At 46.1% G+C, this 17,864-nt stretch carries 17 protein-coding genes; 1 reads left to right on the forward strand and 16 read right to left on the reverse strand.

Annotation, left to right across the window (positions count from 1 at the left end; genetic code table 11):
• Positions 1–4: 4 nt before the first annotated feature.
• The 12 genes from ACSQ8O_RS23340 to ACSQ8O_RS23395 form a co-directional block, all read right to left on the reverse strand.
• Positions 5–340, reverse strand: coding sequence for a 4Fe-4S dicluster domain-containing protein (locus ACSQ8O_RS23340; protein WP_171634581.1), 336 nt, complete (start codon positions 338–340; stop codon positions 5–7).
• Positions 337–1,941, reverse strand: coding sequence for an FAD-dependent oxidoreductase (locus tag ACSQ8O_RS23345; RefSeq protein ID WP_056623326.1), 1,605 nt, complete (start codon positions 1,939–1,941; stop codon positions 337–339). Before ACSQ8O_RS23345 ends, ACSQ8O_RS23340 begins: the two co-directional genes overlap by 4 nt.
• 178 nt (positions 1,942–2,119) lie before the next feature.
• The gene (locus ACSQ8O_RS23350; protein WP_236290689.1) at positions 2,120–2,461 is read right to left on the reverse strand and encodes a 4Fe-4S dicluster domain-containing protein; all 342 of its coding nucleotides are present in this window, start codon (positions 2,459–2,461) and stop codon (positions 2,120–2,122) included.
• Entirely contained in the window at positions 2,458–4,053 is a 1,596-nt protein-coding gene (locus ACSQ8O_RS23355; RefSeq protein ID WP_436243560.1) for an FAD-dependent oxidoreductase, read from the reverse strand. The genes ACSQ8O_RS23350 and ACSQ8O_RS23355 overlap by 4 nt, the downstream gene beginning before the upstream one ends.
• A 22-nt stretch (positions 4,054–4,075) precedes the next feature.
• Positions 4,076–4,933 (reverse strand): ABC transporter permease, encoded by an 858-nt coding sequence (locus ACSQ8O_RS23360; RefSeq protein WP_436243561.1) that lies wholly within the window; start codon positions 4,931–4,933, stop codon positions 4,076–4,078.
• 41 nt (positions 4,934–4,974) lie between these two features.
• Positions 4,975–5,787: an ABC transporter permease gene (locus ACSQ8O_RS23365; RefSeq protein WP_436243562.1), complete on the reverse strand. Its 813-nt coding sequence runs from the start codon at positions 5,785–5,787 to the stop codon at positions 4,975–4,977.
• Between the two features lie 21 nt (positions 5,788–5,808).
• Positions 5,809–6,585, reverse strand: coding sequence for an ABC transporter ATP-binding protein (locus tag ACSQ8O_RS23370; protein WP_056623312.1), 777 nt, complete (start codon positions 6,583–6,585; stop codon positions 5,809–5,811).
• 304 nt (positions 6,586–6,889) lie between these two features.
• On the reverse strand, positions 6,890–7,558 hold the full coding sequence (locus ACSQ8O_RS23375) for a hypothetical protein (protein WP_056623309.1): 669 nt from the start codon (positions 7,556–7,558) through the stop codon (positions 6,890–6,892).
• A gap of 152 nt (positions 7,559–7,710) precedes the next feature.
• Positions 7,711–9,054 carry an ArsB/NhaD family transporter gene (locus ACSQ8O_RS23380; protein ID WP_436243563.1) on the reverse strand — a complete coding sequence of 448 codons (1,344 nt, stop codon included), beginning with the start codon at positions 9,052–9,054 and terminating at the stop codon, positions 7,711–7,713.
• Between the two features lie 387 nt (positions 9,055–9,441).
• On the reverse strand, positions 9,442–10,290 hold the full coding sequence (locus tag ACSQ8O_RS23385) for a DUF2935 domain-containing protein (protein WP_436243564.1): 849 nt from the start codon (positions 10,288–10,290) through the stop codon (positions 9,442–9,444).
• A gap of 99 nt (positions 10,291–10,389) precedes the next feature.
• Positions 10,390–11,967, reverse strand: coding sequence for a helix-turn-helix domain-containing protein (locus ACSQ8O_RS23390; protein ID WP_436243565.1), 1,578 nt, complete (start codon positions 11,965–11,967; stop codon positions 10,390–10,392).
• Between the two features lie 832 nt (positions 11,968–12,799).
• On the reverse strand, positions 12,800–13,540 hold the full coding sequence (locus ACSQ8O_RS23395; protein WP_436243566.1) for an SDR family oxidoreductase: 741 nt from the start codon (positions 13,538–13,540) through the stop codon (positions 12,800–12,802).
• A gap of 171 nt (positions 13,541–13,711) precedes the next feature.
• On the opposite strand from ACSQ8O_RS23395, the gene ACSQ8O_RS23400 reads away from it, so the two are divergent.
• The gene (locus tag ACSQ8O_RS23400; protein WP_436243567.1) at positions 13,712–14,287 is read left to right on the forward strand and encodes a TetR/AcrR family transcriptional regulator; all 576 of its coding nucleotides are present in this window, start codon (positions 13,712–13,714) and stop codon (positions 14,285–14,287) included.
• Between the two features lie 57 nt (positions 14,288–14,344).
• Here the strand turns inward: ACSQ8O_RS23400 and ACSQ8O_RS23405 are convergent, their stop codons facing one another.
• The 4 genes from ACSQ8O_RS23405 to ACSQ8O_RS23420 are packed head-to-tail and all read right to left on the reverse strand — an operon-like array spanning position 14,345 to position 17,817.
• Entirely contained in the window at positions 14,345–14,926 is a 582-nt protein-coding gene (locus ACSQ8O_RS23405) for a nitroreductase family protein (protein ID WP_056623282.1), read from the reverse strand.
• A complete protein-coding gene (locus tag ACSQ8O_RS23410; RefSeq protein ID WP_436243568.1) occupies positions 14,907–15,755 on the reverse strand; it encodes an ABC transporter ATP-binding protein in 849 nt (282 codons plus the stop codon). The genes ACSQ8O_RS23405 and ACSQ8O_RS23410 overlap by 20 nt, the downstream gene beginning before the upstream one ends.
• 11 nt (positions 15,756–15,766) lie before the next feature.
• Positions 15,767–16,810 carry a FecCD family ABC transporter permease gene (locus tag ACSQ8O_RS23415; protein ID WP_436243569.1) on the reverse strand — a complete coding sequence of 348 codons (1,044 nt, stop codon included), beginning with the start codon at positions 16,808–16,810 and terminating at the stop codon, positions 15,767–15,769.
• On the reverse strand, positions 16,807–17,817 hold the full coding sequence (locus tag ACSQ8O_RS23420) for a FecCD family ABC transporter permease (protein WP_436243570.1): 1,011 nt from the start codon (positions 17,815–17,817) through the stop codon (positions 16,807–16,809). The genes ACSQ8O_RS23415 and ACSQ8O_RS23420 overlap by 4 nt, the downstream gene beginning before the upstream one ends.
• Between the last annotated feature and the right edge of the window lie 47 nt (positions 17,818–17,864).

Consider the following 17,864-nt stretch of genomic DNA (forward strand, 5'->3'; position numbering starts at 1 on the left):
TGTCTTACCCAATAGAAGTTAGTTTCGCTAATTCATACATATAAGGATGTTCGGCGACTGGTTTACGCCCTTTCCCCCAGCCTACTTTCTCCCGATAACCACCAAAGAATCCTTGTTCATCTAAGCTCTCTTCGCTTACATGCATCGGTCCTTCAGCATCTGGCGCCACATAGAGCGCATCCGCTGGGCAATACAATTCGCACATGAAGCAGGTCTGGCAATCACTTTGCCGAGCAATGACCGGAATCCCATTTTCCACACGATCAAATACATTCGTTGGGCATACCGACACGCAGAGGTTGCATTCTACACATTTGGACTCGCTGACTAACTCAATCATGGGGTAACAGCCTCCTTGTTCACTTCAGCCTTTTTCGTCCATACCTGATCCAATCCTCCGCTAATTAAGCGATACCCTTGCGCAGCATCAGTCTCAGGGAAATCCTCACGCTTATGCATCCCTCTCGTCTCAGTACGCTCGCGTGCCGTGTTGTACATAAGACGGGCCGTAGCTGTCATAGCCGCCGCTTCACGATGACGAACACCTGCAATATCTAGCGTCGTCACACGTTCACGCAAGTCGTTCCAAAGTCCATCCAGACGATTGATTGAGCCTTCCAACCCTTTCTGTGTACGGAACAAATTGCGGTCATATGGCATGACTTCCTCTTGTACCGCTTGAATGGCTTCGCCTGTTTTGCTTAAAATCTGACCCGATCCCGACTTCGTGAACGTTGTCGTTGAGACGCTTTTAAGTGTACGATTATCCGCTTTATCTCCAAGATCCTTGGCAAATTTCGCAGCACCTTCCCCTGCAAATGAACCGGAAGACATCGCCCAAGCCGCGTTATGGCTGCCACCACCTGTGAAACCTCCACAGATCAGCTCACGCGTTGCAGCATCGCCAGCTGCATATAAACCTGGAACAATGGTTGAACATTGCTCATCCACAATGCGAATACCGCCAGTTCCACGCACCGTGCCTTCTAAGCGAAGGGTAACAGGGAATTTATCTTTGAACGGATCAATGCCAAGTCGGTCGAAAGGCAAGAAGAAATTCGTTTGATTCACACGCAGTAAAGGACGAATCTCTTCCGGCGCTTGATCCAAGCTGGCGTAAACCTGGCGGCCTTGCAGCAAATTCCGCGCAATGATCGAGCGGCCACGTTGTGACCCTGCGCCTTCTACAATGGAGCCATCTTCGTGGTAGAAGGAGGCGTAGCGGTAATAGGCTGTTTTAGTTACGGAAGAGAAAGTCGGGCAGATCGCATAGGCATTCGAGAATTCCATCCCAGAGAAATCAGCGCCGGCCTCAGCAGCCAATAGATAGCCATCTCCGGTTAACACGTTCGTACCTAATGCTTTGCTCAAAAAGGCACAACCACCTGTCGCAATCACTACCGCTCCTGCACGCACCGTCCAGGTCTGCCCGCTCTGCGTTCTCACGCCAGTTGCACCGCCAACGCCATGCTCATCGGCAAGCAATTCGAGCACAGGACTGTGATCGAGGATGCGCACGCCAGCTTTTTGAACCAATTTGCGCATTAGCTTCATATATTCAGGCCCTTGCAAACCGCGCTTATACGGATCGCCGATATCATCCTTCGGAAACGGATATCCCAGGGAGCCTAGCTTGTTCATGTTCTCATAGGTTCGATCGAGCACGCGATTCATCCAAGGAACCTCCGCCAGCTTACCGCCTAACAGATAGCGACTCGCTCTGGCTTCTTCTCGCAGCTTCTCGTCCGGCTTGACATACCAAACCCCCGTACCCGATGGTGCCGTTGCTCCACTCGTTCCACAGTAGCCTTTATCCACCAAGATTACCTTGGAGCCATTCGTTGCAGCTGTTAAGGCCGCCCACGTTCCCGCAGGACCTCCGCCAATTACCAACACATCTGCAATAAGTCCCAAATCATTATCTTCCAAAACCTTTGCCATCTACATGACCTCCTCTAATATGAAAATAAAAAGAGGCATCCCTTATGTAGGAACGCCTCCGTGTGTACGGTTGGACAGGGTATGCAATTGTATGTCGACAAAACCAAGTTGTTTACTAAGATTAAACACATAGTAGCACCGTATTTCAAACTCGTCAATACTATTTATTACGATTAACTTATCGTCTTGAAGGTAAAATGCGATCTATAAAAGGTGTTGTGTCCAACTCCGCCAACGTTGTTCGCCCCTTACCCCAGCCGAGTGTTTCTCGCCAGCTGCCCAGCAGATTGGCCTCTACCAACTCCGCTTCTGTCGGCACTTCCTCCAAAGGAGATTCAAACGGAGATACATACAACGCATCAACGGGGCAATACGCTTCACAAATAAAACAAGTCTGGCAATCTTCCTGCCTTGCGATGCTCGGAATGCCATCAATCCCTTTATCAAATACGTTGGTCGGACACACCTTCACGCAAAGCGTGCACCCCACACACCGTTCCGTACTTACGAATTCAATCATCGTGCCACAACCTCCTGATCCGCCGCCAGCTCTGTGCGCAGCTCAATCTCATCAATACCAGAGACAATCAGGCGGTACTGCTGCGCAGGGTCTGTTTCCGGATACTCCTCAAGCGAATGCAAACCCCGCGTCTCCTTGCGTGCGAGCGCAGCGGTGTACATCCACCTCGCCGTCGCGATCATCCCAGCGACTTCGCGTGCCCGAACCCGACCCTGCACCGTCGGGTGCACGGTCGTCCCCCGCAAGCTCGCCCACAGACCGTCCAATCGCGCCAGCGATTGACGGATCACGGGCTCACTGCGGAAATAATTGATGTCCAGCGGGAATACCTCCCGCTGGACAGCCTCAACCAAGCCCCCCGCATCGAGGATGCGATCGGGGGCTGCATCTGGGTCGACCAGGCCGTAACGGCCCGCTGGTCGCAAATCTCTTGCGCTGCGCCCCAGCGTCAGCGCATGCTTCGCAGCTCCGGCACCGGCCCACGTGCCGGAGGAAATGGCCCAGGAGGCGTTGAACGCGCCTCCGCCTGACTTGGCACCCGTGACGCGTTCACGGGTGGCCGCATCGCCAGCGGCATAAAGGCCTGGTACCGTTGAGGCGCAGCTCTCATCGGTAAGGCGGATGCCGCCTGTCCCCCGGACGGTTCCCTCATAGCGAAGCGTGAGCGGGAACCGCTCTGTGAAGGGATCGATGCCTGCGCGATCCAAGGGCACGAAGAAAATCGCATGCGATTTACGCAGGATTTGCTGCTTTTCTTCCGTATCCGCGTGGTTTAGAACTGCATACACCGGGCCTTTGCTCAGCATTTTCGGCAGAAAATCCCCCGCTCTAGGGCCTCCGCCTTGCAGTACCGTACCATCCTCCGCCGTATAAGTTGCCCAGTTCAGCAGCCGTCCACGAGTCACCGTACCGAAAGCCGCACTTGGCGCATACTGGCGCGTAAACTCCATGCCAGATAGCTCGGCACCAAGTTCCGTCGCCATCAGAACACCCTCTCCAGTGAGGACGTTACAACCCAACCCCTTGCTTAGAAAAGCACATCCACCTGTTGCAATCACAACGGCATTCGCTCGGATTTCCCATTCGGAATCATCTAAGCGTGAAATGCCTCGAGCTCCTCCAACCCCATGCTCATCGACGAGCAGTTCTAAAGCTGGCGATTGATCAAGGATCTTCACACCTGCCCGACTGACCTGACGACGCATTAGCTTCATGTACTCTGGTCCCTGCAAGTGATCACGCAAAGGAACGCCCTGCTCATCACGGCGAAACGGATAGCCCCACTTCTCCACTAACAGTAAGCTTTCATACACTTGATCAAGCACACGGTGAATCCAGGCAGGCTCTGCCAAGTACCCACTTTCTTTGTACCGCTGCTGGACTGCCTTTTCTCTCAATTCAGAATCTGGCGGCAGGTACAACAAATTCGTGCCTCCAGGTGCCGTAGCTCCGCTCGATCCTAGGAATCCTTTGTCCACGAGGATGACCTTCGCATGCTGCTGGGCTGCGCTCCAAGCTGCCCAAGCCCCGGCAGGACCTCCACCGATGACTAAGACATCGGCTTCTAATTTCGTAATTTTGCCCGAGCTCACCGCAATCCCTCCTTGATGTATCCTAGCCTTGGAAGCTGTCACGCCAGCTCAGCCATCTTCTTTCTAGCCAACGTACAAGTGAATCCACAAGTTTCCCGATCACTGCAAAAATGATGACCCCAACGAAAATAAGCTCAGCGCTTGAATTTTGTTTACCATAGTTAATAAGGAAGCCAATCCCTTCCTGAGAACCGATCAACTCGGCTACGACGAGACCCAGCCAAGAAATCGCAACAGATAGGCGTAAACCTAACAGAATACCAGGCAAGGCGGCTGGGAGAATCAAGCGAAAAATTTGCTTCGACTTGCTGAAATTCAGTACTTTAGCAACCTCGAATAATTTGTGATCCACATTTCGAATGCCAAGAAAGGTATAGATATACATAGGAAAAAAAGCACCATTCGCGATGATCACGATTTTCGAAACCTCGCCGAAACCGAACCAAAGTATGATTAACGGCGCAATCGCGAGATGTGGAATCATGCGCAGCATTTGAAAGGAAGGATCCAGCATGAACTCCAGCTTTTGAACAAAACCAACTAAAAAGCCAAACACCAGCCCGATGGATCCTCCAATTAGAAAACCTATGACAGCTCGTTGCAAAGAAATCGACAGATGCTGGGTCAGCTCACCAGAAGCGATTAATGAACGAAACTCAGCGGCAATTTGTAACGGAGTTGGTAAATAGGATGGTGAAAACAGCCCCAAATCCCCTGATACTTGCCAAATGACAAGGAGTAATAATGGTACGACCGCACCGATGACGAAATCGTTCACTCTCTCCCACAACCATTTGATCCGAACAAACTCTAGCTTCTGTATTTTCGATTTCTCCAAGCCCTGCGTAGCTTGGCTTAGTGCCTCGACACGATTGCTCATCCCTTCTCCCCCTTAGCTTTGTACGTATATCCTTTTAGTGATCAGTGCCCTTTATAGCTGTCTTGCCAGCTAAGCCATTTGCGTTCGAGCAGCCTTACAGCGGAGTCCGCAACAATACCGAAAACGGCAAATATGAGAATACCAACGAACACAACAGGTGTTTTGGAAAATTGGCGCGCATCCGACATCATATACCCGATCCCTGCGGTCGATCCCATTAATTCAGCTACAACAAGTCCAAGCCATGACACACCTAATGAGATCCGAACGCCTAGTAAAATATGAGGCAGCGCTCCGGGAATCGTTAACCGGATGATTTGCTTCCATTTGCTAAACCCTAACACGCGTGTCACATCGAAAAGTTTGTTATCCACGCCTCGAATACCCAAGAAAGCATTAATATAAAGTGGAAAAAAAGCCCCTTTGGCAATAAGCAGAACCTTTGCCGTTTCACCAATTCCAAACCATAAAATAAACAAGGGGGCGATTGCCAAATGAGGTACCATGCGAAGCATTTGGACCGTGGGATCTAGCGCTTTCTCCGTTCTACGAAATAAACCAACGAGAATGCCGAAGGCAAGGCCCAAAGAACCACCAAGCAGGAAACCTGAAAGTGCTCGGACGACGCTAATTTTAATATTGTCATAGAGCTCACCCGTTTGAATGAGTCGAATGCCCGCGTTCATAATGCGAAGCGGTGTTGGGAATAGCAACGATGAAATAATACCCAAATGGCCTAGAAGCTGCCAAGTTAGCAATACAAGTACAGGTACCAAAGCGCCAAGTAGCACGCGATGAACTCGTTGCTTGTATCTCTGTTGATCAACACCTACCAATTGTCCTTGTTGGCTCATTGAGATCTCCCCCCTTTCTCCTTAAATGCCGGAACTATCTATTAATTCTAGCTCTTCAATTTTCTCGAATTCACTAAGTACCTTAAGCCGCAGCTCCTGAAAAGACGTCGTCGTCTTCTTTCTCGGGATCGGCAGATCGATAGGCACAATGTTCCTGATGGCGCCAGGCCGTGGTTTGAGAATCACAACACGATTGGCTAAATAGATCGCTTCATCAATATCATGCGTGACGAAAATCATCGTCGTTTTATTTTTTTGCCAAATATCTATCAACACTTCCTGCATGTGCGTTCGAGTAAAAGCATCTAGAGCACCGAACGGCTCATCAAGCAGCAGCACTTTCGGATTACGAAGCAAGGCTCTCGCTATGGCAACACGTTGAGCCATTCCACCAGAAAGCTCTTTCGGGAACGACTTCTGAAAGCCTTCCAGGCGGACGAGTTTAATGAGTTCATCCACTTTCTTGCGCACTTCAGGGTCTCTCAGCGAAAGGTCAGCGGCGATATTCTTCTCAACATTCAACCACGGAAACAGCCTTGGCTCTTGGAAAATGAAGCCCTTGTCAATGCCTGGTCCTTGTATCACCTGACCGCCCAGTTGAACCTCGCCGGTATGCGTAACATCCAATCCAGCAATGATCTTGAGCAGCGTGCTTTTGCCGCAGCCGCTGGGTCCTATGACTGTAATAAATTCTCCTTCTTTCACTTGCAGCTGAATATTGTGCAAGGCTTGAACAGACCCTTTACTGGACTGAAAAGTTTTGTTCACATGCTCGAGTTTCAACAACGGTTGGCTCATCCCATTCAACTCCTCTTTTAAATGAAAAAAAGACACTTTTCTCCCTAAAGAGAATAGCGTCTCCGTTCATACGGTGGTCACATTTCTAGAGTACCACTCTGGATGAAACTTCGTCAATCATAATTTATTATATTCCTATAAGTTTTATCGGATATAAAAGTTTATTCGTCTAGTTACTACCCCAAACGATCCAGCGCTTACTTTCATAAGATAAGGTGTGCGAATGCATAATTCAACCTTTTTTTCGATCGACCTTCTCCCAGAAGGTCGTTTTTTTTATTTCCGCAGCAATACACTTCTTCAATCATGGTGTGTACACCGTTTTTAAATGCTGCAGATTCCAAATGACTTTATCTCCATTGGCATTAATCAATTCTACGGAACCATTCTCCACTTTGTGAAGTAAGCCTATTTTTTTCGTGTTATCTCCAAAATCAAATACGACTAGGTTTCCTTTCAGTTTTTCACATTGTCCTTCAAAGGTTCTTGATAAGGATACGTTGATAGGATTCAAAGGTAGTGATTGATTATTTAGCGAGTACGGCGTGAGGTGAGCATGATAAGGAATTAACCATTTCAAGTGGTTCATTGACACAAATATGGCTTTATAGACAGGGGAGTAAAAGACAAAATAGTCATTCATAATACTAGTTAAATAGCCATGTATCGTTTTGTTGCCAGTTACATAAATCTCGACAAATCGACCCTTTGCATTATTTAATATCTTTCGAAATGAGAGGCTATCCTCTTGATAATCAATTGGCATTTCATCAGATATGAGCTCAGTTTCCATTCTGGACTCTGAATTCAATCTAACATTCTGTACGTTTACTAAGGGGATATAATAGAACTGTTGTTTATTAACCACAACCATAATATCAAGCCCTAAATCAATTATTTTACCCATACAGTTATTATTTCCAGAAATTTCAACAATCACTTGTTGGCCAACAAATTGTTGAAGCACACGCATACGAATAACCTCCAGTTATCATCATATCTGCCGAATGAGAAAAACTTCTATCGAAGTACTTCGAGGATGAGCGACCGCGTTTCAAAGGTGGTTTTTATCGCCAATAAGAATTTGTTCTTCCGAGCCTCGGAAACTAATAAATTCTTATGTGGTTAAAAAATCCAGGATACCCAGAATGCTAGAATAACTAACGTAAAAATAAGAGTAATTGGAATGACTGTAATCGTCACTTTTAAGTACTCGGCCCAGCTCAACTTTACTTTCCCTTTCTTGATAATGTGCATCCACATGATAGTTGCAAGCGTCCCAATCGGTAAAATAAGGGAACCCATATCGCTGCCGATAACACCAGCTAGATAAGAAATTTTTAAGGTAAGCGGGTCAAGACCCATGTTCGTCAAGGTTAACGTTCCTACCATTAATGCAGGATGATTGTTAAATAAATTCGATAATATGGTAAGTAGAACTCCCATCATTAGGCTCGCATCAAGTAAACTGCCCGAAACAAGTGGTTGCATAAGCTGGATAAGCATTTGGGTTAATCCGATATTATGCAAACCATATATAATCACATACATACTGAAGGCAAAAACCAGTATATACCAAGGCATTTTTCTAATCATATCTGTAGGCGCAATTTTCAAATAATACCAACGCCAGCCCAGCAGGAAGGTAGAACCGATAACAGCCATTAATGGAACTGGAAAATGAATGAAAGAGGCAACAAATAGGCTTATTCGAACGCTGAATACGAAGATTAAGATATTCCGCATGAATTTAGTTCGATTCTCTATCGGAATCGGTGACGAAATATCTTGCAGTGGATGTGTTTGGTGTAAGGCTCCTACTTTAATTGGTGCTAGTTTGCGAGGTAATACGCGATAAAAACTGAAAAATAGAAGGAGTGTAAGGAGTAAAAGACCAAGTGAAGCAGGGACAAACATCATCGCTGTTTGCATATAGAGGTCCATATGAACAATTTTTAGTGCAATTAAATTGACAATATTACTTACACCAATTGGTGCGCTAGAAGCTGTTGCAACTAAAGCGCCGGAGAGTAAATAAGGAATTTTTTGATGGTTTTTAAGGCCTAATTGATGTAGCAGCATAAGTAAGATCGGTGTTGTAATTAATATACTACCGTCGTTGTTTACAAAAAGGGTCATCAGAAAACAAAATAAATTCGTGTACCAGAAAAGGCGTATTCCTGATCCTTTCGCTCGTTCTAGGAGCTTCTCTGCAGCCCAATTAAAAAAACCGAAGCTCTCCAAAACAATCGCCATAACAATCGTTGCCATAATGGTTACTGCTGCTCCACCTATGGTTTCAGTTATTTTACCCACGTCATGTATAGTAACACTACCGCTTAGAAGGACAAATATGGCGCCGACGGTTGCGGGAATAGATTCATTTACATTTGGACGAAAGATAATAAAAGCAATGGTGCATATAAACGACAATATGGTGATAGGAATCATGAAATCTTGCAGCATCATAATTCAACCTCTTTTCGATAAGGTAAAATAAGGTCTTAACGAAGATCTTATTTATCCACTTTTAACAGATCTCTCTAGTGAACAAAAATCGCTTGTAAGTTACGGTTTTCTAGTTATTCCTCCCTCCATGATAGATGTCTTATCGTTTCATTAGCATAATATGTTCCTAAAACATAGTGGGGACTAGTTGTTTATACTATTTCTATAATAATTCCACTAATAGCACTGTATATTGACCTAGTAGTAGAAACTGGAGACAACTGCTTGCTAAGGCCATTGTCACGAATCTATCACATCCTTGTCCCCCTTCTGAAGGAGTGCCTACGCAAAGTAAAAAGCCACTTGCTTCAGCAAGTGACCTTTTGACCTATGGATGTCCCCATACATTTAATGACCCAGATGCTCCTCCCGCATCCCAATGACTGGATTGCCTGTCAAGCACTGCTCGAACATATCAATGATCGCTAAGAAGCGTTCCGCCTCCCGGAAGACATGATCCGCCAGCAAGGGATGGATAATGCTCTTGATTTTGCAAGCTTCAATTAAATCGCGGGCTGTCTTTTTGAAATCACGCAGGGCAACGACTGAGACACGATTCTGGTCAAGGAACTGATCCAATAGCGGGTCGGTTTGGGATTGAGGCCTCATCCCGCTTAAATCAATAGCTTGAAAGAGGAGTTGGTCAAAATCATGACTAAAATTCCTTGCTTGTTCCACTAACTGACGTTCGGATGGGTCCAGCAGGTGACCAATAAATTTGGCGTGATCCGCCATAATACGCAAGAAGAAGATATTTTCATCAATAATCGCGTCGGGTAACGGTTCTAATCGTCCTGTGTTTAATTCGTATAAACGATTTCGAAAATAGTTAGCCTCACGGCTCGTATGGTCGACTAGTAAGGGAAAGTTGTTACCACCAGGCAGCTTGCATTGGATGATGAGTCCGAGAACTTTTCGTTTGAACGCCCAGATATGTGCAGCAGCCGAAGAAACTTCCGTATTGAATCGCCGAATTTGTTCAGGGTCTGTCAATTCGTTATACGCATGGGATCGACCCTCGATATGCTCAAAAATATGATAATAATGATTCGCTTCTTGGATCAATGTCGTGTCCTCACATCGAAAACCCAGTTTGAGAAATAAGGAATGTTCCTTCATAATACGCGACCAGAACCGGATCTCATCCAATGAACGCATCACAAACTCATTTGACAATATAGGCACTCTCCTCACCATGATGTTCTCCTATCCCATGTATAATGAGCAGATGTCGTACATATGCTACTTCACCTCAATTAGGACAACTCATGTGGGGATTCATTGGTGCTTATTCCTTCAGGCATGCCATTGCAGCAAATTATCTAGGATTTGGTTCTGGCCGCTAGGGGACCAGCTCATACTGATCCAATTCGGAATCACGCGAACCTGATTGTTTTGCACAGCCTTCATCGCATCCCAAGTGCTTCCATTCAAGACATTCGCGTATAGGTTAGTTTCCTCTTGTACCGTAAGTCTTTTATCAATCAGGAGATAATCCGTATCAAAGGTTGGCATGCCATCTACCGCAAACTCCTTCGTCCTCTCGTTCAATGGGACACAACTACCAGGCTTTAAGCCAAGCTCCGAATATAGTAAGTGACTTAAGGGGTGATCCACCAGGCCTTGCACGCGAATTCTCCGACTATATAGTCGGATTAAAGAGACACTTTGATGACCAATTGTATCCATTAACGCGTCTCTCGTAATTTTCAACCGTAGTTCCAATTGACTGAACGTTTGTTGAGCTTCTTTTTCCCGTCCAACCAACTCCGCAATCCGCACATAATACGCACGCCAATCCATGGAATAATCTACCATGACTGTTGGAGCAATAAGCTTTAATTGATCGTAAAGCGGAAGATGCCTATAATCTGCGATAATTAATTCCGGTCGATAGTTACGCAACCCTTCAAGTTGAACTTGTGTAAGCCTCCTATTCTCCTCGACACCTAACTCCAAATGCCGGTAACCATTTAATTCGTAAGTGTCCTCAACCCCAAGGTCACGCAAACATTCCTTATACCGGAAGCACGATGCTACAGCCACCTTCAATTGTTTCCTTTTTATATACATCGTAGGCGAAATGCCCAAGCTATTCTTAAACATGCGGCTAAAATAAAACTCATTCCCGAACCCAACAGCCGTTGAAATATCCTTAATCGAGGGATCGGACCGTTGCAATAATTCTTTCGAAAAATCGATACGAATGTGATTTAAATATTCGACAGGTGATATCTTCTTGGCTTTCTTAAAGCTTCTTGAGTAAGAAGTTGGCGTCAAGCCTGCGATGTCTGACAAGGTATCTAGTTTAATTTTGTGATTAAAATGCTTGTACATATACGTGATGCTTTGATCAATACCTTTTGACGCGTCCTCAAGTTCAAGTGGTTCTGGCACTTCCTCCGGCATGGCTTGGATCAGACTTTGAAATTTGAGCTGAATACTTGGATCCTTAACTGACTTATATCGGCATTCTTCATATAGCTGCTCTATGCTTTCGAGGTGCTGCTTCTCGTGTTTCAGTTGTAATTTGCCCGTCTGAAAGAGCGAAGAATCGGTTGCTGCATTGACATAATGCCAGCTGCCTTTCTTTTTGGCAAATGTCACGCGTCTAATGACTAGCACATAGAAATCGATGAATTCAGACTCCAACATCACTTCAATTGGTTTATTTCCAAGTAAATAGTAGGTCTGATTCGGCCTGATCGGTATGGCTTGATTATCGACACAAAGAATGCCCCTACCTTGTGTTACAACAAAGAGCATATCTCCTGGGATATTTTTTTTATACAGCGTATTCCGTTTATGGAAACGACGTCTACGTAGGGATGAAAGCATTAGAAGGGAATATTCCTGTCCTTGAACCGGCAGCATGTGCAGCTTTAACCCCTTTCACGGTCATCATTGATAATGATTATCAGTAGGTTCAGTATAAATGCTTTCCATTTAATTGAAAAGGGGTTAAATTAGGCCATAGCTAGGCGTGCGTTTGGGATTAGCTGTAGAAACTACAGTTATTTCTAAGTTGAAGTGTTTGAGGGTTGGGTCTCTCGCTCAGAAATGCAATAATACAACCTTTTTATGAGTTCATGATTGGGATTGGTAAATACGTGCAAATAGGCAACCTTTTTAACGTATTTCATGATAATCTCCTGAAATCACTCTAAATTGATGCCTATTTGCATCTATTTCCAATAACGGAGGGGGAACCCATTCGAAAAGTGCTTTTTTGCATTTTTGACAGGGGAAAGAACCTGAACTGGAGAGTTCTTAGTAATCAACAACCTTACTCTATCGGACAATCATTAGCAGTCTTTGCTACCTTGCTACATTACTCCACATACTCCTCCCACTTCACATTACTCCACTTTTCCCACATTCTCCTCTGTATCCTCACTACTGACTAATTACTCTCATAACTCCACCATACTGTCATTATTACTCACTACTCATATTGGGGGAGAGTCGATGTGTGTTGGGCGGCGGGGATGGCAGGAGTGGTGACGGTTTGCGGGGTGCGGCGTTTAGCGTTCGGTGTTGGCGGACGTGGGCCCTACTATTTGACTTAAAAAAAAGTGACCCACAGCAACGGGCTGAGGGTCTAAGTTTATATATTTAAAAAGGGGGTCGAGGTTTATTATAGGCTACTTATATTAATGCCAGATGAAGATAAGATTTCAATTATATTACAATTACTAACTAGCATTTAAGACAACGCGGTCGGTCTAACCATAATTTCGCTGATGAGCGTGTCATCGGGTTCATTAATGGCAAACGCAATCGCTCTTGCTATACTGTTGGGAGAAATCCCAAAGCCGCTTATTTGATTGGCGATTGCTTGCACTTCCGGGCTGGTAATGCTATCAAAAAGCTCAGTCTTCGTCAAACCTGGCGCAATCAAGGTCGATCTAATACCTGAAGTCGCTGACTCTTCCAGACGAAGTCCCTCCGAAATGGCTCTAACGGCAAACTTGGTGGCCGCGTATACGGCTGATGTCGGGGACACTTGATACCCGGAAGTAGAAGATAGGTTGATAATATGACCAGACTGCTGCTCCCGCATGATAGGCAATACCGCGGCGATACCGTATAAAACGCCTTTGATGTTCACGTCGATCATGTGATCCCACTCGACTACTCGTAATTCATTCATCCTGGAACTTGGCATGACTCCTGCATTGTTCACCAGTACATCAATTCGGCCATACGCATTTAAAGCAAACTTGGCCAAATTTTGCATATCTTCAACAGAAACGACGTCTGCTTTTACAGATACGGCTTCGCCGCCCCCCTGTTTAATTTCATTTACAATCGTATGCAGGCGTTCCTCTCTTCTTGCAGCCAATACCACCTTCGCGCCACTTTGGGCCAACAATTTCGCTGTAGCTTCACCTATTCCGCTGGAGGCTCCCGTAATAATAACTACTTTATTTTGAATGTTTTCCATTGTTATATGCTCCCCCACTTGCAATATTGAACGCGTGTTGAATATTTAACGGCCGTTGATTATTATTATAGACAGAAGCACGTATTACTCAATGGTTAATTGATACGTAAATGTGTCATATCCAACAACACCCGTAGAAATGTTGATTAACTGAAGGAGGCAAATAAAGAAATGGAATCCGTTGTTAAGACCGACCGCCGTATACTCCGAACCAAGCAATCCATAACGAAGTCGTTTCTCGAGCTTTTTTCGGAGAAAGATTTTGAACACATCACCATTAACGAGATTGCAGATCGTGCCAATGTGAACCGCGGCACCGTTTATCTGCATTACAGTGACAAATACGATCTTTTGGACAAATGCATTGAAGAGCACATCAACGAATTGATCTCGTTATGTAAGAAACGGGAGCACGATACGGTTAGCCAAGGAATGGTACAAGAGCCTAAACCGGTTTTTGATTACTTTCGTGACCATTTCCCATTTTTCTCAGCTATGTTTTCCAATCAGAGAGCCTTTCTATTCAGGGACCAATTGCTGAAATTTATCACAGTCAATCTGATGGTTAAAATGGAAAGGCCGGACAACACGCCTATTATTGACAATGAGATCAAAGCCCAATTCATGGCCTCTGCTTTTATTGGCATTGTGGAGTGGTGGATACGTCATCACATGCCGCAATCCACACAATTTATGGCCGATCAAGTTCGGAATTTATTTGAAAATAATCAAGTGTACCCGAAGTAGTCTGGAACTAAAAAAAAGCCCGCGAATCAACTTTAACGATTCGTGAGCTAAATGGTGCTATTTAGAATCAATAATCGTCAGCATTTCCTCGGCTGACTTTCGCGGTTGTACTTTGGGAATGGATGCTGGATATCCGACATGTAGAACGCCAACAATTTTCTCATCAGCCTGCAAGCCCACTGATTGTTGGAACTCAGCTTCATAATTATAGTTGTTCGTTTTCCACACGACGCCGAGCCCTTGCTCCCAGGCAGCCAGTTGGAAATTTTGGATGAGGGCGCAGACCGCGCCGTAGTCTTCATCCCATTGCTTTTGGCGTGTGTCTTCTTTCATAATCACAACGAGATGCGCGGGAATCGCCATGAAATCGTTCCATTTGGGTATCCCGTGTTTTTCTCTCATATCTGGGTCATCATAGGATTGGAGCATCGCATCTGCCAATGCCTTGCGTCCATCTCCTTTATACAAAATGAAACGCCAAGGCTGTCTATTCCCATGATTCGGTGCCCATACGGCTACATTCAGTAACGCCAGCAGCAATTCGTCCGAAACGGGATCTTGTTTGAAGTCACGAATCGTTCTTCTTTCTTTAATTAACGCAGCTACCGTTCCCATTGGTTTAACTTCGGATAAGCTCATGCTTCACTTCCTCCTCTATTTTCTTAGGTATGAGCTTGTCGGATTTCCGGCCTTTTCCTTTCGGAATACACATCGGTGTACCGAAGAACGGATCCCCGATAATTTCACATTCCATTCCAAAAACATGCCGGACAAGCTCCGAATGAATGACATCCTCTGGCTTCCCTTGGGCAAAGACGGATTTATCTTTGATCGCAACGAGATGATGCGCATATCGACAAGCGAGATTGAGATCATGGAGAACCATGACAATCGTACGCTGTTCACGTTCATTCAGTTCAAACAACAGATCCAAAATATCCACTTGGTGAGCCATATCCAAATACGTTGTCGGTTCATCCAACAAGATGGTTTGGGTCCCTTGCGCGAGAGTCATTGCGATCCACGCCCGCTGACGCTGTCCGCCGGACAAGGAGTCTACCGCGGTTTCCGCTAATTCGGTCATTTTGGTCACCGCTAAAGCTTCCTTCACACATTGCTCATCTTCATCTGACCACGATTTTAGCCAGTTCTGGTACGGATACCGACCTTGTTTCACTAACTGAAATACCGTTAACCCTTCCGGAGCAATCGGGCCTTGCGGTAAGATCGATAAGCGCTTCGCGATTTCTTTCGTTGGAATTTCCGCGATATGCTTGCCATCCAGAATGATTTCGCCATGAGCTGGCTTCAATAAGCGAGCCATCGCACGCAGGAGTGTTGATTTCCCACAGCCATTAGAACCGATCAATACCGTAATCTTTCCTTTGGGAATAGACAGATTCAGACCCTCGATGATATTTTCGTTGCCATAGGTCAAATTAAGATTTCTGGTTTCCAAGGTTGGCACGCTCTTCACTCCTATCTTGAATTTCGCTTGGTGTACAGCAAATAGATGAAAAATGGTGCCCCTACGGCTGCCGTAAATACACCGACTGGCACATCGAGCGGTAGAAAGAACGTTCTTCCCGCTAGATCAGCCAACATCACAATAGCGCCTCCGAGTAGAGCTGAGACGGGTAAAAGGCTGTCAAAGCTCGAGCCTACCCATTTGCGTGCCATATGCGGTGCGATTAAGCCAATGAATCCGATCGTGCCAGCTACGGAAACTGCTGCCCCCGCAAGCGCCACACTGATGAGCAGCAATACTAAGCGGTTGATTTCCACCGCGCTTCCCGCGCTTGCTGCCACATCATCCCCGAGCTGTCCAACATTGACATGACGAGCTAATAGAAAAGCTAGTGGAATCAAGATAACCGTCCATGGCAGTACGGTCATCACATTTTCCCAATTCGACGCATAAACCGATCCTGTCAGCCATAAGTAGGCTGTGCCGGGATCGTTTCTCGGACTAAACACGATCATCATCGTCGTCGCAGCCGACATGAGCGAAGACATCCCGATGCCGACCAGAATAAGGCGAATGGGTGTGACCCCTTTTTTCCAAGCAAGCATATACAAAATGACGGAAACAACCGCAGCGCCCAGCATAGCCGACACCGGCAGCCACCGAATGCTGATCATGCCATTGAAATACGTAAGGAAAGTGACCGCCGCTACCGAAGCTCCACCGGTTACGCCCATCATATCTGGCGATGCCAATGGATTCCGAATGATCCCCTGCATGATCGCACCCGCCGCAGCCAGTGCAGAACCAACTAACATGGAAATAACAATTCGCGGTAGGCGGAGCTTTTGGACGACCATCGCGTGATCATCAGCGCCAATGCCTATGACACTTTGGACCACATCGATCGGAGATATGTACATTTCCCCCATCCCCGTGCTTACTATCGCAATCACGATACAAACCACGAATAACAAGAGGGAGATCTTTAACGCTTTCTTTTCGACTAAAAAAGAAATCCTACCTTGCCGCAATCGAACCGGAACATGACCCTTCATGATTTGATAAGCCCCCTTCGTGCAATATAAATAAAGAATGGGGCACCAATAATGGCCGTCATAACGCCTACAGGCATTTCCTCAGGAATCATAATAAATCTTGCAGCCAAATCCGCCAGTATGAGCAGAATCGCCCCCAGTACGGCACAATAAGGAATCACCCAACGATGATCGCCACCGATGAAAAACCGAGAGATATGCGGAATAACAATGCCAATGAATCCGATGGGACCCGCGACCGACACAGAGCAGCCCGCAAGCACGACAATCAGAAGGCCTGCGACTGATTTGACCCAGATCGTCTTTTGACCCAATCCTTTGGCCGTATCCTCACCCATGAGAAGTAAATTCATATCACGCGCGATGAACCAGGCAGCTACCCAGCATATGGCCATGAAAGGGATGACTGTCATTAACATATCCGGAGATCGTCCCGCAATTGTACCCGTTAGCCAGAACAACACCGTGCTTAACCCCTGTTGGTTCAGCACCAAGATGCCTTGTGTAAAGGAAGAGAATAGAGCGGTCATGGCTGCTCCTGCGAGCACAATTTTGAGTGGCGTTAAGCCATCTCGGCCAAAAGAGCCCAAGATATACACGGATAAGGCACCGACTGCCGCTCCGATAAAAGAGATCCACATCAAGGCTTGCATCGATGAAATTGATAACGCAACTGCTGCAAGAACAACGAACAATGTTGCTCCCGCATTGACCCCGAGTACACTCGGCGAAGCCAGTGGATTACGTGTTAGAGTCTGCATCAATGTACCTGCGATTGCTAGGCTTGCGCCAATGGCAGCGGCAATACAGGCCCTCGGCACACGCGTTGTACGAAGAATGATTTGATCATTGATATTCTCGTCGTAATGAAAGATGGAAGCCCACGCCGTATGCCAGTCAAACTGCGTCGCACCGAACAGAATGCTGGAAGCAAAACTCCCAAGCAGGATAAGTACCAGCGCGAACAGTCCGGCGATTTTCCATAAGCTCGTATTCATAAGGTTCATGATGACAATCTCCCAAATCCTTATATTTCAACAAAGGAATGAACATA

The organism is Paenibacillus sp. LjRoot56 (genome assembly GCF_964253335.1).
In the GTDB taxonomy this organism is placed as follows: Bacteria; Bacillota; Bacilli; order Paenibacillales; family NBRC-103111; genus Paenibacillus_E; species Paenibacillus_E allorhizoplanae.

Excerpts from the sequence above, each read along its gene's own strand:
- ACSQ8O_RS23370 (WP_056623312.1), bottom strand. The coding sequence starts at position 6,585 with ATGAGCCAACCGTTGTTGAAACTCGAGCATGTGAACAAAACTTTTCAG.
- ACSQ8O_RS23395 (WP_436243566.1), bottom strand. The coding sequence starts at position 13,540 with ATGGAAAACATTCAAAATAAAGTAGTTATTATTACGGGAGCCTCCAGC.
- ACSQ8O_RS23400 (WP_436243567.1), top strand. The coding sequence starts at position 13,712 with ATGGAATCCGTTGTTAAGACCGACCGCCGTATACTCCGAACCAAGCAA.
- ACSQ8O_RS23365 (WP_436243562.1), bottom strand. The coding sequence starts at position 5,787 with ATGAGCCAACAAGGACAATTGGTAGGTGTTGATCAACAGAGATACAAG.
- ACSQ8O_RS23415 (WP_436243569.1), bottom strand. The coding sequence starts at position 16,810 with ATGAAGGGTCATGTTCCGGTTCGATTGCGGCAAGGTAGGATTTCTTTT.
- ACSQ8O_RS23380 (WP_436243563.1), bottom strand. The coding sequence starts at position 9,054 with ATGATGCTGCAAGATTTCATGATTCCTATCACCATATTGTCGTTTATA.
- ACSQ8O_RS23340 (WP_171634581.1), bottom strand. The coding sequence starts at position 340 with ATGATTGAGTTAGTCAGCGAGTCCAAATGTGTAGAATGCAACCTCTGC.
- ACSQ8O_RS23350 (WP_236290689.1), bottom strand. The coding sequence starts at position 2,461 with ATGATTGAATTCGTAAGTACGGAACGGTGTGTGGGGTGCACGCTTTGC.
- ACSQ8O_RS23345 (WP_056623326.1), bottom strand. The coding sequence starts at position 1,941 with ATGGCAAAGGTTTTGGAAGATAATGATTTGGGACTTATTGCAGATGTG.
- ACSQ8O_RS23390 (WP_436243565.1), bottom strand. The coding sequence starts at position 11,967 with ATGCTGCCGGTTCAAGGACAGGAATATTCCCTTCTAATGCTTTCATCC.
- ACSQ8O_RS23375 (WP_056623309.1), bottom strand. The coding sequence starts at position 7,558 with ATGCGTGTGCTTCAACAATTTGTTGGCCAACAAGTGATTGTTGAAATT.
- ACSQ8O_RS23360 (WP_436243561.1), bottom strand. The coding sequence starts at position 4,933 with ATGAGCAATCGTGTCGAGGCACTAAGCCAAGCTACGCAGGGCTTGGAG.
- ACSQ8O_RS23420 (WP_436243570.1), bottom strand. The coding sequence starts at position 17,817 with ATGAACCTTATGAATACGAGCTTATGGAAAATCGCCGGACTGTTCGCG.
- ACSQ8O_RS23385 (WP_436243564.1), bottom strand. The coding sequence starts at position 10,290 with ATGGTGAGGAGAGTGCCTATATTGTCAAATGAGTTTGTGATGCGTTCA.
- ACSQ8O_RS23405 (WP_056623282.1), bottom strand. The coding sequence starts at position 14,926 with ATGAGCTTATCCGAAGTTAAACCAATGGGAACGGTAGCTGCGTTAATT.